The sequence below is a fragment of the Actinomycetospora sp. genome (genome assembly GCF_036497585.1).
GTDB lineage: Bacteria > Actinomycetota > Actinomycetes > Mycobacteriales > Pseudonocardiaceae > Actinomycetospora.
Genome location: NZ_DASXJD010000151.1, coordinates 22,213 through 35,572, shown reverse-complemented (window position 1 = coordinate 35,572; position 13,360 = coordinate 22,213). Strand labels below are relative to the sequence as shown.

Annotated in this window: 13 protein-coding genes; 2 read left to right on the top strand and 11 right to left on the bottom strand. The window is 75.0% G+C overall.

The window, feature by feature from the left end; all coding sequences use genetic code 11:
• Positions 1-89: 89 nt before the first annotated feature.
• The 7 genes from VGH76_RS14970 to VGH76_RS14940 all read right to left on the bottom strand — a co-directional run bounded on the left by VGH76_RS14970 (position 90) and on the right by VGH76_RS14940 (position 7,103).
• A complete protein-coding gene (locus VGH76_RS14970) occupies positions 90-215 on the bottom strand; it encodes a hypothetical protein (protein ID WP_331557485.1) in 126 nt (41 codons plus the stop codon).
• 254 nt (positions 216-469) lie between these two features.
• Positions 470-1,192, bottom strand: a complete 723-nt coding sequence (locus VGH76_RS14965; RefSeq protein WP_331557484.1) for a GntR family transcriptional regulator — start codon at positions 1,190-1,192, stop codon at positions 470-472.
• 82 nt (positions 1,193-1,274) lie between these two features.
• Entirely contained in the window at positions 1,275-2,165 is an 891-nt protein-coding gene (locus VGH76_RS14960) for a phosphatidylinositol mannoside acyltransferase (protein WP_331557483.1), read from the bottom strand.
• Positions 2,162-2,887, bottom strand: a complete 726-nt coding sequence (gene pgsA / locus VGH76_RS14955) for a phosphatidylinositol phosphate synthase (protein WP_331557482.1) — start codon at positions 2,885-2,887, stop codon at positions 2,162-2,164. The genes VGH76_RS14960 and pgsA overlap by 4 nt, the downstream gene beginning before the upstream one ends.
• Positions 2,884-3,447: an HIT family protein gene (locus VGH76_RS14950; protein ID WP_414637733.1), complete on the bottom strand. Its 564-nt coding sequence runs from the start codon at positions 3,445-3,447 to the stop codon at positions 2,884-2,886. The genes pgsA and VGH76_RS14950 overlap by 4 nt, the downstream gene beginning before the upstream one ends.
• 117 nt (positions 3,448-3,564) lie before the next feature.
• The gene (gene thrS, locus VGH76_RS14945) at positions 3,565-5,631 is read right to left on the bottom strand and encodes a threonine--tRNA ligase (RefSeq protein ID WP_331557480.1); all 2,067 of its coding nucleotides are present in this window, start codon (positions 5,629-5,631) and stop codon (positions 3,565-3,567) included.
• A 194-nt stretch (positions 5,632-5,825) separates the two neighbouring features.
• Positions 5,826-7,103 carry an alpha/beta hydrolase gene (locus VGH76_RS14940; RefSeq protein WP_331557479.1) on the bottom strand — a complete coding sequence of 426 codons (1,278 nt, stop codon included), beginning with the start codon at positions 7,101-7,103 and terminating at the stop codon, positions 5,826-5,828.
• Between the two features lie 186 nt (positions 7,104-7,289).
• On the opposite strand from VGH76_RS14940, the gene VGH76_RS14935 reads away from it, so the two are divergent.
• Complete coding sequence (locus VGH76_RS14935) at positions 7,290-8,606, top strand: helix-turn-helix domain-containing protein (protein ID WP_331557478.1); 1,317 nt, start codon at positions 7,290-7,292, stop codon at positions 8,604-8,606.
• A 19-nt stretch (positions 8,607-8,625) separates the two neighbouring features.
• Here VGH76_RS14935 and VGH76_RS14930 read toward each other — a convergent pair whose 3' ends face one another.
• From VGH76_RS14930 to VGH76_RS14920, 3 genes are all read right to left on the bottom strand, one after another.
• On the bottom strand, positions 8,626-9,093 hold the full coding sequence (locus tag VGH76_RS14930) for a hypothetical protein (protein ID WP_331557477.1): 468 nt from the start codon (positions 9,091-9,093) through the stop codon (positions 8,626-8,628).
• 113 nt (positions 9,094-9,206) lie between these two features.
• Positions 9,207-9,974, bottom strand: coding sequence for a GAF and ANTAR domain-containing protein (locus VGH76_RS14925; RefSeq protein WP_331557476.1), 768 nt, complete (start codon positions 9,972-9,974; stop codon positions 9,207-9,209).
• A 48-nt stretch (positions 9,975-10,022) separates the two neighbouring features.
• Positions 10,023-11,186, bottom strand: a complete 1,164-nt coding sequence (locus tag VGH76_RS14920; RefSeq protein ID WP_414637732.1) for a fatty acid desaturase family protein — start codon at positions 11,184-11,186, stop codon at positions 10,023-10,025.
• Between the two features lie 423 nt (positions 11,187-11,609).
• Here VGH76_RS14920 and VGH76_RS14915 point away from each other — a divergent pair, with 423 nt between their 5' ends.
• On the top strand, positions 11,610-12,152 hold the full coding sequence (locus VGH76_RS14915) for a pyridoxamine 5'-phosphate oxidase family protein (protein ID WP_331557474.1): 543 nt from the start codon (positions 11,610-11,612) through the stop codon (positions 12,150-12,152).
• A gap of 6 nt (positions 12,153-12,158) precedes the next feature.
• Here VGH76_RS14915 and VGH76_RS14910 read toward each other — a convergent pair whose 3' ends face one another.
• Positions 12,159-13,328 (bottom strand): iron-containing alcohol dehydrogenase, encoded by a 1,170-nt coding sequence (locus VGH76_RS14910; protein ID WP_331557473.1) that lies wholly within the window; start codon positions 13,326-13,328, stop codon positions 12,159-12,161.
• Positions 13,329-13,360 lie beyond the last annotated feature (32 nt).

Genomic DNA, 13,360 nt, shown 5'->3' with positions numbered 1-13,360 from the left:
GCTGGTCTGGTTGGCCCCCGCCATCGGGTTCGCGCTCCTCGGCGGGTTGGTCGGCGCCTGGGTGCTGCTGATCGAGATCCTGCGCTGAGCTACCAGCCGTGCTGGACGAGCCAGTGCTCGCGGATCGAGCGGCTCGCCTGGTCGCCCAGGGATCCGGTGCCCAGCGTGTCGTACACGTGGTTGGCGTAGGGCACCTCCACCAGCGTCGCGTCCACCCCGCCGCGCGCGCCGCGCCGACCAACCGCGCGACGCCCGCCGGCGGGACGAGCTCGTCGTGGGTCGGCCCGATGGCGAGCGTCGCCGGGGCCCGCGGCGTGAGCGCGGGGCTCCCGGACAGCGCCCGGTAGCGGTCGGGATACGCGACCGACACCGCGATCTGCCCGCCGGCGGCGAGGGTACGGCGCGCGGCGCCCCCGGGATCTCCCGGCGACCCCCGGACGGGGGACGCGGGGCCGTCGTCCCCGGCGTCTCAGCGCGGGGGCCGCCGAGGGCGGGTGATCCCGACCTCGACGAGGTAGCGATCGCCTCGCACCAGCGCGTCGACGCGCTCGACGACGGTGCCGCGCTCGTCGCGCGAGGTCCGGCGGAAGCGCCACCCGGCGCGTCCGGAGGGGACCCCGAGCAGCGCCGCGTCCTCGCCCTCGACGAGCACCGGCTCGACGGTCTGGACGCCGTCGGCCACCCGCCGCCCGTAGCGGGACTCGAGCAGGGCGTACCAGGAGGCCTCGCCCTCGAGGTCGGCGCCGCGGATGCCGGGGACGATCCGGGTGGGCACGTGGAGCAGCTCGCGCGCCATCGGCTCGCCGTCGGCCAGCCGGAGTCGGGCGAACCGCCGGACCGGGTCGTCCACCGGCACCTCGAGGTGGGCGGCGAGCTCGTCGTCCGCGGCGATCTCGTCGCACCACAGCACCCGCGAGGAGGGCCGCAGCCCGCGGCGGGTCATGTCGTCGTGGAAGGAGAGCGCGTCCAGCGGCTGGGCCGGGGCGGTGCGGCGGGCGTAGGTGCCCGCGCCGTGGCGGCGCTCGACGACGCGGCGGCTGGTCAGCTCGGCGAGCGCGAGGCGCACCGTGGAGCGCGACACCCCGTACCGCTCGGCGAGTTCCCGCTCACCCGGCAGCAGCGCCCCCGGCCCGAGCTCCTGGCAGAGCCGTTCGACCTCGGCCTCGACGTGTGCGGTCCGGGACGTCAGCACGGGTCCGGTGATACCACGATCGGGCGGTACCACCCGTACCGCAAGCGGTTGCGGGTGCCGGATCGTTGCGCATCCCCGCGGCTCAGGGCAGGTCGGGCCAGATCCGCTGGAACATGTGCCAGTCCTGGGTGTGCCCGGCGATCTCGGTCGCGAAGGCGTCGGCCACCGCCTGGGTCGCGGCGGGGACGCCGTCGCGACCCGCGACCGGGACGGGCGGGTGGATCCGGAACCCCCAGCCCTCGTCGGCGCCCGACCCCGTGAACCAGCTGCCCAGCGGGAGCAGCGCCGCGCCCGTCGCCGCGGCCAGCGACGCGGGCCCGGGCGGCATCGCGGCGCGGTGGCCGAACAGGTCGACGCCGACGCCGTGGCGGGAGAGGTCGCGGTCGGCGACCAGGCACACGATCCGCCCGGCCCGCAGCGCGCGGAGCAGGCCGCGCACCGGGGCCTCCCCGCCGGTCATCGGGAGGATCTCGAAGCCGAGCGACTCGCGGTAGTCCACGAACCGCCGGAAGAGCGCCTCGGGACGCAGCCGTTCGGCCACGGTCGCGAAGCCGCCGTAGCGCTGCACCGCCCAGGCCCCGACGACGTCCCAGTTGCCGGAGTGCGTCAGCGCCACCACCGCGCCGCGGCCGCGGGCGAGCGCGGCGTCGAGGTGCTCGCGCCCGTGCACCGCCGGGTCGACGCGCTCCGCGAGCTCCTTGAGGTCCATCGACGGCAGCCGGAACGCCTCGCGCCAGTAGCGGGCGTAGGAGCGCACCCCGGCGCGGGTCAGCTCGTCGAGCTCGCGCGGCCCGAGGTCGGGGCGGACCCGGGCGTAGTTCGCCCGCAGCCGTGCGACGCCGGGCCCCCGACGGCGGGCGGCGAGGTCGGCCGCGGCGTCGAACGCCGCGCGGGCGATCGGCGTCGGCAGCTCGCGGACGAGCCGCCAGCCGGCGGCGTAGCCCAGATCGGCGGCCCGCTCGGCGGGCCTCACCCTTCGGCGTCCCGCGGGGCGCTGGACCCCGCGGGGCTGCTCGGTTCCTCGGGCTGCGCGGCCGGGAGCGCCGGCGTGCCCGGCGACGCCGGGCCGCGGGTGACGCCGGTGGCCGCCCCGTACTGCTCGCGGGCGCTCACCCATACCGCGTGGATGCGCTGGCCGACGGTCACCAGCGACCCGACGGCGAGCAGCCACAGCGCGACGTCGAGGGCCCAGGACAGGCCGAGGCCGGTGAGGCCGCAGCCGGCGAGCCCGAGGATGAGGCGCTCCGCGCGCTCGACCATGCCGCCGTCGGCGCGCAGTCCGGCTGCCTCGGCCCGGGCCTTGATGTAGGAGATCAGCTGGCCGCTGACCAGGCAGACGAGCGCGAGCGCGACGAGCACCCAGTGGTCGTGCACCGCCGCCCACCAGGCGATGCCGCTGAAGACGGCGCCGTCGACGATGCGGTCGCACAGCGAGTCGAGCACGCCGCCGAACGGGCTCGTCACCCCCCGGGCGCGCGCCATCGCCCCGTCGAGGACGTCGAGCATCGCGAAGCCCCAGACGATCATGGAGGCTGCGAAGAGGTGCCCCGTCGGGATCAGCCAGATCGCGAACCCGGTCGCCCCGGCGGTGCCGAACACCGTCATCGCGTCGGGGTGGATGCCCTGGCGGACGAGCCACTTCCCGGCCGGCTCGAGGCTGCGGCTGATCGCCGCGCGCCCCCACTCGTTGATCATCGTGCGCCACCCGTCGTCGTCGCCCAGACCTCCGCCAGCCGGGCCCGGGTCTCGCCGAGCAGGGCGGGGATGACCTTGGTCTGGCCGATCACGGTGATGAAGTTGGCGTCGCCGCCCCAGCGCGGCACCACGTGCTGGTGCAGGTGGTCGGCGAGCGAGCCGCCGGCGACGTGCCCGAGGTTGATCCCGATGTTGAACCCGTGCGGCGAGGACATGGCCCGCAGGGCCCGCAGCGCGTCCTGGGTGAACCGCATGAGCTCCGCCGACTCGTCGTCGGTGAGCTCGTCGAGCAGGGCCACGTGCCGGTAGGGCACGACCATGAGGTGGCCCGGGTTGTAGGGGTGCAGGTTGAGCACCGCGTAGACGAGGTCGCCGCGGGCGACGACGAGGCCGTCCTCGTCGTTGCGTCCAGGGATCGCACACAGCGGGCACCCGCCGTCGACCTCGCCGGTCCCGGCCTCGCCCGCGATGTAGGCCATCCGGTGCGGCGCCCAGAGCCGGCGGAAGCCGTCCGGGGTGCCCGCCCCGTTCAGCTCGTCGGCGCCGGGCGGGTGGTCCACCGGGACGCCGGAGTCCGGCCGGCCCGGCTGCAGCGGCGCGCCCGGCGACACGGCGGGCCCCGCCCGCTCGCTCGTCGCCCCGTCGCCGTTCATCGCGGACCCATCGTGCTCGTCGGGTCAGGCACGCGTCACGAGCGGGCCGAAGTTCGCCTCGTCCGGTGACGCGTTCTCCCGGCGGGCGACCCAGCCGGCCAGTGCCGCCACGGCGTCGTCGACCGGCACGCCGTTGACCTGCGAGCCGTCGCGGAACCGGAACGACACCGCCCCGGCGTCAGCGTCCTTGCCGCCGGCGAGCAGCAGGAACGGCACCTTCTGCAGGGTGTGCGTGCGAATCTTCTTCTGCATGCGGTCGTCGGAGTGGTCGGCCTCGACGCGCAGGCCCTGCTCCCGGAGCTTCGCGACGACGTCGTCGACGTAGCCGCCCTGGTCCCCCGACACCGGGATCGCGACGGCCTGCACCGGCGCGAGCCAGGCGGGGAACGCGCCGGCGTAGTGCTCGAGGAGCACCCCGAAGAACCGCTCGATGGAGCCGAACAGCGCCCGGTGGATCATCACCGGCCGCTGCCGCGAGCCGTCGGCGGCGGTGTACTCGAGCTCGAAGCGGTCGGGCAGCATGAGGTCGACCTGGATCGTCGACATCTGCCAGTAGCGCCCGATGGCGTCTCTGGCCTGCACGCTGATCTTCGGCGCGTAGAACGCGGCACCGCCCGGGTCGTCGACGAGGTCGAGGCCGAAGGTCGAGGCGGCGTCGCGCAGCGCCTGGGTGGCCTCCTCCCACTCCTCGTCGGAGCCGATCGACTTCTCCGGGTTGCGGGTGGAGAGCTCGAGGTAGAAGTCGTCGAGGCCGTAGTCGCGCAGCAGGCCGAGCACGAAGGTCAGCAACGAGGTGATCTCGTCGGCCATCTGTTCGCGGGTGCAGTAGATGTGCGCGTCGTCCTGGGTGAACCCGCGCGCCCGGGTCAGGCCGTGCACCACGCCGGACTTCTCGTACCGGTAGACCGTGCCGAACTCGAAGAGCCGCAGCGGCAGCTCCCGGTAGGACCGCCCGCGCGACCGGTAGATCAGGTTGTGCATCGGGCAGTTCATCGGCTTGAGGTAGTAGTCGATCGGCGGGCGCCTCAGCTCGCCGTCCTCGGCGTACTCCGCGTCGAGCTGCATGGGCGGGTACATGCCCTCCGCGTACCACTGCAGGTGCCCGGAGAGCTCGAAGAGCGTGCCCTTCGTGGCGTGCGGGGTGTTGACGAACTCGTAGCCGGCCTCGGAGTGCCGCCGGCGGCTGTAGTCCTCGAGCTCCTTGCGGATGATCCCGCCCTTGGGGTGGAAGACCGCGAGGCCGGAGCCGATCTCGTCGGGGAAGCTGAACAGGTCCAGCTCGGCGCCCAGGCGGCGGTGGTCGCGGCGCTCGGCCTCGGCGAGCCGCTCCAGGTAGGCGTCCTGGGCCTCCTGCGACTCCCAGGCGGTGCCGTAGATCCGCTGTAGCTGGGCGTTGCGCTGGTCGCCGCGCCAGTAGGCGGCCGCGGATCGGGTGATCGTGAAGGCCGGGATGTAGCCGGTGGTCGGGATGTGCGGACCGCGGCAGAGGTCGCCCCAGACGCGCTCGCCGGTGTGGGCGTGGATGTTGTCGTAGGCGGTGAGGTTGCCCGCCCCGACCTCCATGATCTCGCTGTCGCCCTCGTCGGTCGTTCCCTTGAGGTCGACGAGCTCGAGCTTGAAGGGCTCGTCGGCGAGCTCCTCGCGGGCGGCGTCGAGGGAGGCGTACTCGCGGCGGGCGAAGCGCTGCTTGGCCTTGACGATCTTGCGCATGGCCTTCTCGAGGGCCTGGAGGTCCTCCGGGGTGAAGGGCCGCTCGACGGCGAAGTCGTAGTAGAAGCCGTCGGTCACGGGCGGGCCGATGCCGAGCTTGGCCTCCGGGAACTGCTGGTGGACGGCCTGGGCGAGCACGTGCGCGGCGCTGTGGCGGATGACCGCCCGGCCGTCCTCGGTGTTCGCCGGCACCGGCTCGACGTCGACGTCCTCGTCGGGGCGCCACGCGAGGTCCTTGAGGGTGCCGCCGGGGGCGCGGACGACGACGACGGTGGTCGGCCCGCTCCCGGAGAGCCCCGCCTCCCGCACCGCCTCGCCCGCCGTCGTGCCCGCGCCGACCCGGACGGTGGCGGCGGGCGCGGGGGCTGCGAGCGAGGACACGGCGCTACTCCTGGATCGTCATCGGTGGTCGGCGGAGGACCTCCTCCGCCGCTGTCCAGCCTATCGATCGGCGGAGACCGGGTTCGCAGGCCGCGCCCGAGGGGTGGGGTGAGCGCCGGGTTCGTGATCAACGGGCACCTGGCGGGCTGTCGAGGGCCGGCACACTCCTCCAGGTGCCCGAGGATCTTCCGACCTCAGGCCACCCGTCCGGGCCGCACCGGCCGCCGACCCAGCGCCGCCTCCAGGAACGCCTCCACCGCCCGTACCACGAGCAGCGTCCGCGGGGTGGGCAGCACGTCGAACCCGTGCTGGGCGTGCGGGAGCTCGGCGTAGGCCACCGGCTGGGCCGAGACCGCGCGCAACGCCCGCACGAACGCCCGGCTCTGCTCGGGGACCACGATCGCGTCGCCGGTGCCGTGCAGCACGAAGAACGGGGGCGCGTCGCGGTGCACGCAGTGGGCGGGCGAGGCGCCGATCCACTCCCCGGCGTCGTCGGTCAGCGTGCCGGGCATCATCGTCTCGGCCAGTAGCAGGTCGAGGGTGCCGCTGCCGTCGTCCTGGGTGAGGTCGTAGATCCCGTACAGCGTGACGGCGGCGTCGACGCGCGTCCCGGCTCCCCCCGTCAGCGCGGCAAGCGCGGCGAGGTGGGCGCCGGCGGAACCACCGGAGACCGCCACGAAGCCCGGGTCGCCGCCGTGCGCGCCGATGTTCGCGTGCACCCAGCGCAGCGCCGCCCGGACGTCGTCGATCATCGCCGGCCACCGGGAGCCGGGGCCGAGGCGGTAGTTCACCGTGACGCACACCCAGCCGCGCTCGACGAGGTGGCTCATCAGCGGGTTGGCCTCGTCCTCCTTGCGGCCCGAGGACCACGCCCCGCCGTGGATCTCGACGAGGACGGGCGCGCCGGCGTCCTCGGGGAGGTCGGGGTGGCGCCAGACGTCGAGGAGGTTCTCCCGCCCGTGAGGGCCGTAGGCGACGTCGCGGGCGCCCGCGGCGCGGAACCGGCGGGGGGCGGTCACCGCGCGCGGCGAGAGCCAGGCCGGCGGGTCGGCCACCGCGACGCGCGTGCCGAGGGCACCGGCCAGCGCCTCGGCCAGGACCTGCCCGGTCGCGCGGGCCCGGCGGTCGAGGGTGAGCAGGGCGACGACGGCGGCCGCCGCGAGTCCCAGCCCGAACCGGCCGGGGACCGTCCGCGCCGCGCCGCGGCGGACCGCGGTCGCCGCCACCCCGACGGTCAGCGTGGCCGTGGGGCGCGGGAGCTCCGTCGCGAACGCCGCGAGCAGCGAGGCGCCGATCGCCTCGGGCCAGCGGCGGGTGAGGGGGCGGAAGCCGGCGGCGGCGACGAGCGAGGCCCCGGCGCCGGTGACGAGCGCGACGAGCGTCCCCGTCCACGGGGCCCGTCGCTCGGCGGTGGCGGGCGCCACGGCGCCGGCCGGTGGCGGCACGCCGTCGAGGCCGTCCGTCTCCGCCACCTCCGCCCACCTTCCCCGCCGCCCCGGGCCGTCCTCGGGCTCCCCCCAGTGTCCCGCCACCGGCTGTGAGGGACCTGTGCCCGGTCCCTGCGCGTCCCGCCCGACACGCGCCGCCGGGACGGGCCCGGCGTGGCGCGGATCGCGAGCGATCCCCCCGAAGCGCCCGTGTGGGTCACAATGAGGCTCGTGGCGGACGGAGCGAGGGCCGAGAAGGCCCCACCGGCGTGCTCGGCGGGCAGCCGGGCAGCCCTGCGCGCCGTCGACGACCCGGATCGCGAGCGGCGGCGCCACCCCTGGGCCGAGGTGCCGGCCGAGGCGGCGGACCGGATGCGCGCGGGGGTGCTCGACACCGGGGACGACATCATCGACCAGGTGCGTGCCGAGGTCGCCGAGTACGCGCTGTCGATGGACGGGGTGTTCGGGCAGAACATCCGCCGGGGCGTGTCGGTCGCGCTGGAGCAGTTCCTGCAGCTCCTCGGCACCGACGACGACCTGCCCGACACCCGGGTGTACTTCGAGCTCGGCCGCGTCGAGCACCGCCACGGCCGCACCATGGACGCGCTGCAGAGCGCCTACCGCGTGGGCTCACGGGTGATGTGGCGGCGCATCTCGGCGGGCAGCGACGCCTACGGCCTCGGCCCGGACGGCATCTTCCGGCTCGCCGAGGCGCTCTTCGAGTACACCGAGCAGCTCGCGGCCGCCTCGGTGGCCGGCTACGCGCACGAGCAGAGCCTCACCGCGGGCTCCCGGCACGCCCGACGGCACTCGCTGGTGGCGGCGCTGATGCGCACCCCGCCGCCCGAGGGCCCCGAGCTCGAGCGGCTCGCCCGCGAGGCCGAGTGGGCGCTGCCGCGCACGCTCGCGCTCGTGGTGTGCGACGAGGACGCCACCCCGGCCCTCTGCCGGCGCCTGCCGGCGGACGTCCTGGGGTCGCGGGTCGACGGTCTCGGCGTGCTCGTCGTCCCCGACCCCGACGGCCCGGGGCGCGCGGACATGCTCCTCGAGGCCACCGCCGGCGTCACGGCCGTCGTCGGCCCGACGGTGCCGGTGGACCAGGTGGCCCGCACCGTGGAGCGGGCCCGGGCGGCGTGGCCGCTGGTGCTGGCGGGCGAGATCGCCGCGGAGCCCGACGTCGGGCGTCCGCGCGAGTCCCGCCCGGCGTCGGGGCTGGTGCGCGCGGACGACCACCTGCTCGCGCTGCTGCTCCACGCCGACGTTTCGGTGACCGCCGATCTCGTCGCCCAGCGCCTCGAGCCGCTGCGCCGGATGAGCGCCTCGGCGCGGGACCGGGCGGTGACGACGCTGCGGGCGTGGCTCGACGCGCACGGCGACATCGCCGAGACCGCCGGCACCCTGCACGTGCACCCGCAGACCGTGCGCTACCGGCTCGCACGGCTCAAGGAGTCGTTCGCGGGCGCCCTCGACGACCCGGTGGCCCGCCTCGAGGTGGCGCTGGCGCTGCGGTTCGGCGCCTCCTTCGGCGAGCCCGTCGTCGAGGGCTGATCCACCCCGGGTCGGCGCCTCAGCGGCGGGACGGCTCGTCGTGCACCGTGTACGCGGTCGCCGGGCGGGCGCCGAGCTCGGCGGTCAGCGCCGGGGGCGCGCCGTGCACCTCGACGCGGGCGCCCGCGGAGAGGCGCTGCACGCGCAGCTGGCCGAGCACGCGCACGAGTGCCGGGCCGCAGTCGCCGTCGAGCCCGGAGAGGTCCACGACGAACTCCGCCCACGCCTCGCGCGCGAGGCGGGCCCGCAGCGAGCGCAGCGCCCGCACCTGGGCGGGTCCACCGGCCCCCGCGACGGCCAGGGCGACGCACCCGTCGTCGTAGCGGCAGAGCCCCACGCCCGCGCTGACCTCGGGGTGCTCCCGGCCACGACGCACGGCGGCGACCCGGGCCTGCCGACGGCGCTGGTCGGTGGTGCCGCGGGAGGCGGGCTCACCGACCGGTTCGATGGGTCGGGACTCGTTGGTGACCTGGATCGACGCACTCATGAGGCACCCCCGCGGGCCGCGCTGCTCGGACGGAGCCCGCGCGGTCTCGACGGGAAGTCGACTGTAGGTCACCGATCGTGCACGCCACGAAACGTGACCGGGGCCACAAGATATCAGAGTTCGGCCCGTCGCTCGGCCAACGTGTGGGCGAGGTCGCGGAGCTTGACGTTGAGGTCCTGCGACGTGCGGCGCAGCGTGTCGAACGCCTCGTCGGCGGTGAGCCCCCGCCGCTCCATGAGGATGCCCTTGGCCTGCCCGATGACGTCGCGCGACGCCACCGCCTCGGACAGCTGCATGGCGCGCAGCTCCGCCGCCTCCACCGCCTGGGCGCCGCGCAGGGCGACCGCGGCGTGGGTGGCGAACACCAGCGCGATGTCCTTGTCGACCCGGTCGAGCCCGCCCGGGATGCGCGAGTAGTAGTTCAGCGCGCCCATGCGCGGGCGGGCATCGCGGGGGAACATGCCGGTGGCGAACACGGCGTGCAGCCCGAGGTCGGCCGCGGCGGGACCGAACCGCGTCCACCGGGCGTCGTGGCCCAGGTCCGACGACGAGGCGTAGCCCAGCCCGTCGTCCAGGGTGGCCTCGACGCAGGGGCCCTCCACGTGCTCGTACTGCACCGCGTCGGCCTTGCTCGCGACCGGATCGGTCTCGACCGGCGTGGTGAACCCGTGGCCGTCGCGCAGGGTCACCGACACGACGTCGGCCCCGACCACCTCCTGGGCGGCGTGGACGACCCGCTCCAGCACGTCGATCACGCCGAGCTCGCCGTCGAACAGCGAGTCACCGAGCGACACGAACTGCTCGGCGAGCGGACCGAGGGCCTCCTGGTCACTTCTCACGAACCGCTCCCGCTCCTCCCGCCACCTGTCCTCGTCAGCCACCCGACCGATCATTGCACCTCGGGGGCCGACGAGGGGACGAGAGCGACCTCAGGCGGCGATCGGCACAGTGCGGTCCCGCAGTCGGCGCAGCGTCGCGACCGCACCCCGCCCCGTGGGCAGCGCCCGGCGGCGGCGCTTGTCGATCGACTCGTGCCCGCCGGGCAGCGAGAGGCGCGCGATCTTCCAGAGCACCCCGCCGTACTGCTTCCACATCGGGCCCGCGTGGTACGGCAGCCCGTAGCGGCGGCAGAGGTCGCGGACCTTCGGGGCGATCCGCGCGTACTGGTTGGACGGCATGTCCGGGAAGAGGTGGTGCTCGATCTGGTGCGAGAGGTTGCCGGTCATGATGTGCAGCAACGTCGAGCCCTCGATGTTGGCCGACCCGAGCATCTGGCGGACGTACCACTCGGCCTGCGACTCGTTCTCGAGGCGGTCCTCGGAGAAGGTCTCCACCTCGACCGGGAAGTGCCCGCAGAAGATCACCGCGTGCGACCAGATGTTGCGGATGGTGTTGGCGAGGAAGGCGCCGGCCGCGGCCTGCACGAACGACGGCCCCGACAGCGCCGGGAACACCAGGTAGTCCTTGGCCAGCTGCTTGCCGGCCTTGCGGGCCATGATCTTGATCTCGGGCAGCTTCTCGCGCCAGGTGGCCTTGCCGTTCGGGATGTCGTCGAGCTCGAGGTCGAACATCCCGATGCCCCACTCGAAGATCAGCGCGAGGCCCATGTTGGTCAGCGGCTGGATCAGGTGGATCGGCTTCCACGGCTGGTCGGGGTCGACCCGCAGCACGTTGTAGCCGATGTCCCGGTCCTTGCCCTGCACGTTGGTGTACGTGTGGTGCAGGTAGTTGTGCGTCTGCTGCCACCCGGCCGCGGTGGAGACGTGGTCCCACTCCCAGGTGGTCGAGTGGATCTCGGGATCGCGCATCCAGTCCCACTGCCCGTGCAGGACGTTGTGCCCGATCTCCATGTTCTCGAGGATCTTGGCGACGGCGAGGGAGGCCGTGCCGAGCACGAAGGCCGGCGGGAAGAGGGCGCCGAGCAGCAGCGCGCGGCCGGCGATGTCGAGGCCGCGCTGCGTCGTGATGACCCGGCGGATGTAGCGGGCGTCGGCCGCGCCGAGGGAGGAGATGACCTCCTCGCGGATGGCCTCGAGCTCCGCGCCGATGCGCTCGACGTCCTCGGTGGACAGGTGCGCGGTGGACGCCGTGATGTGCGCGGTGCTCGCCCCCGGCCGGCCCGGACCCGTCGGGGTCTTGGCCTCGTTGACGCGGGTGACGTGCTCGGGGATGACTTCGGGCTTCGCGATGGTCGTCATGCGGTCCTCCTGGAACGCCGGGGAGCGGTGGTCTCGGAGGTCGAGGCGACGGTGCCGGCGGGGACCGGGCCGCACGGGCGCTCGACGAGGCTGGGCACGGTGGCGCTCACGCTGGGGTGGTCGCCGCCCGGGGCGTTCGTGATCGCCGGGCCAGGAACCGGTGCTCCCGTGATCACGTCTTCGACGGTAGGGACGCGGTCGGGCCCGGGGCTACGCCGGAAGCGAGGAGGTGGCGCCGGGTTCTGTTGCATCTCCACAAAAGCCGGGACCGCCGGACTCCGCGGTCACGCTGTGTACAGAAAGGGCTGGTTCGTCCGGTTGACCCGACGGGACGAGGCCGACGCGTTCCGTACCTGGCACGCTGACGGCGTGGCCGGGTGGGAGCAGTTCGCCGCGCACGCCCCCGCGATCGCGGAGGTCTTCCTACGCCGCCACGCGGCCACCGGCAACCTCTGCATGCTCGGGACGCTGCGCCCGGACGGCTTCCCCCGGATCAGCCCGATGGAGCCGCGGTTCTTCGAGGGCGACCTGTGGCTCGCCGGCATGCCCCACACCGCCAAGTTCGACGACCTCGCCCGCGACCCCCGCTTCACGCTGCACACCGCCACCGTCGACACCCACGTCTCCGACGGTGACGCCAAGCTGTGGGGCACCGTCGAGGACGTCCACGACGAGGCCCTGCACCAGCGGTTCGCCGAGGCGGTCTACGCCGAGATCGGGCTCGACATCCGGGGGCAGCCCTTCGAGCACTGCTACCAGGCCGGCATCACCGGCGCGGCGGCGGTGACCCTCCTGGACGGGCACCTCGACGTCACCACATGGCGCGAGGGCCGCCCCGAGACGGTGATCCGGAAGCACTGAGCGGGCTCACCGCAGCGAGCGCGAGAGCAGCCCCGCCAGGGCGCCGCGGTCCGCGGCCCGCGGCGCGTTGCGCCCGACCGGGTCCGCGGCGGCCGTCGACGCGAGGGCGTCGACCTCGGTGCGCCCCACGCCGAGCGCACCGCCGTCGATCGCCGTCGCCACCCCGACCGCCGCGCACCACTCCGCGAGCGCTCCCGGCACCGACGCCACGGGGACGCCGAGCGTCTCGGCCACCCGGGCCCACGCGCCCTCGTCCGCACCCGCCACGCGGTCCTCGAGCGACCACGCCACGACCTCCGGGAGCACCATGCCCAGCGCGCGGCCGTGGACGACGCCGTGGTGCGCGGTCAGCGCGTGGCCGAGGGCGTGCACCAGGCCGAGCCCGCTGCGAGTGAGCGCCTGCCCGGCGAGGTGCGCGCCGAGCAGCATCTCCGCGCGGGCGGTGGCGTCGGCACCGTCGGCCACGGCGACCGGCAGCCAGCGCCACACCCGGCGCAGGGCCTCCGCCGCGAACGCCTCCGAGACGGGGCTGCGCCCCCGGCTGACCAGCGACTCGACGGCGTGCACGAGCGCGTCGACGCCGGTGGCCGCCGTCGGGCCCGTGGGCAGGCCGTGGGTGAGCAGGGGGTCGAGGACGGCGACCCGCGGGGTGGTGCTCGCGTCGCCGCAGTAGACCTTGCAGTGCCGGACCGGGTCCTCGAGCACCCCGAACCCGTTCGTCTCGGCACCGGTGCCCGCCGTCGTCGGGATCGCGATCAGCGGTAGTCCGGGACCGGACGGTTCGGCCGCGAGCCGCGCGATGCCCTTGGCCGCGTCCAGCGCGGAACCACCCCCGAGGGCGACGACGACGGCGCGGGTGCCGGGGAACGCGCCGGCCACCACCGTCGCGCCGGCCTCGACCGAGGGCACCGTCGGGTTGCCGGGGACGTCGTCGACGACGACGGTCGGGCAGCCGGCCGCGGCCAGCACGGCGAGGGCCTCGTCGACGATGCCGGCCGCGCGCAGGCCGGGATCGGTGACGACCACGGCGCCGCCGGTACGGGCCCCGGCGTGGACGTCGAGGACGTGGTCGCCGAGGCGCGCGAGCGCCCCCGGCCCGGAGTCGACGGCGGGCCCCGGCTCGTGGACGAACGGCGGGGTCGCGGCGCACGCACACGGGGCTCCGGATGTCAGCAACGGCGCGTTGCTGGCGTCTGACGCAAGGAACG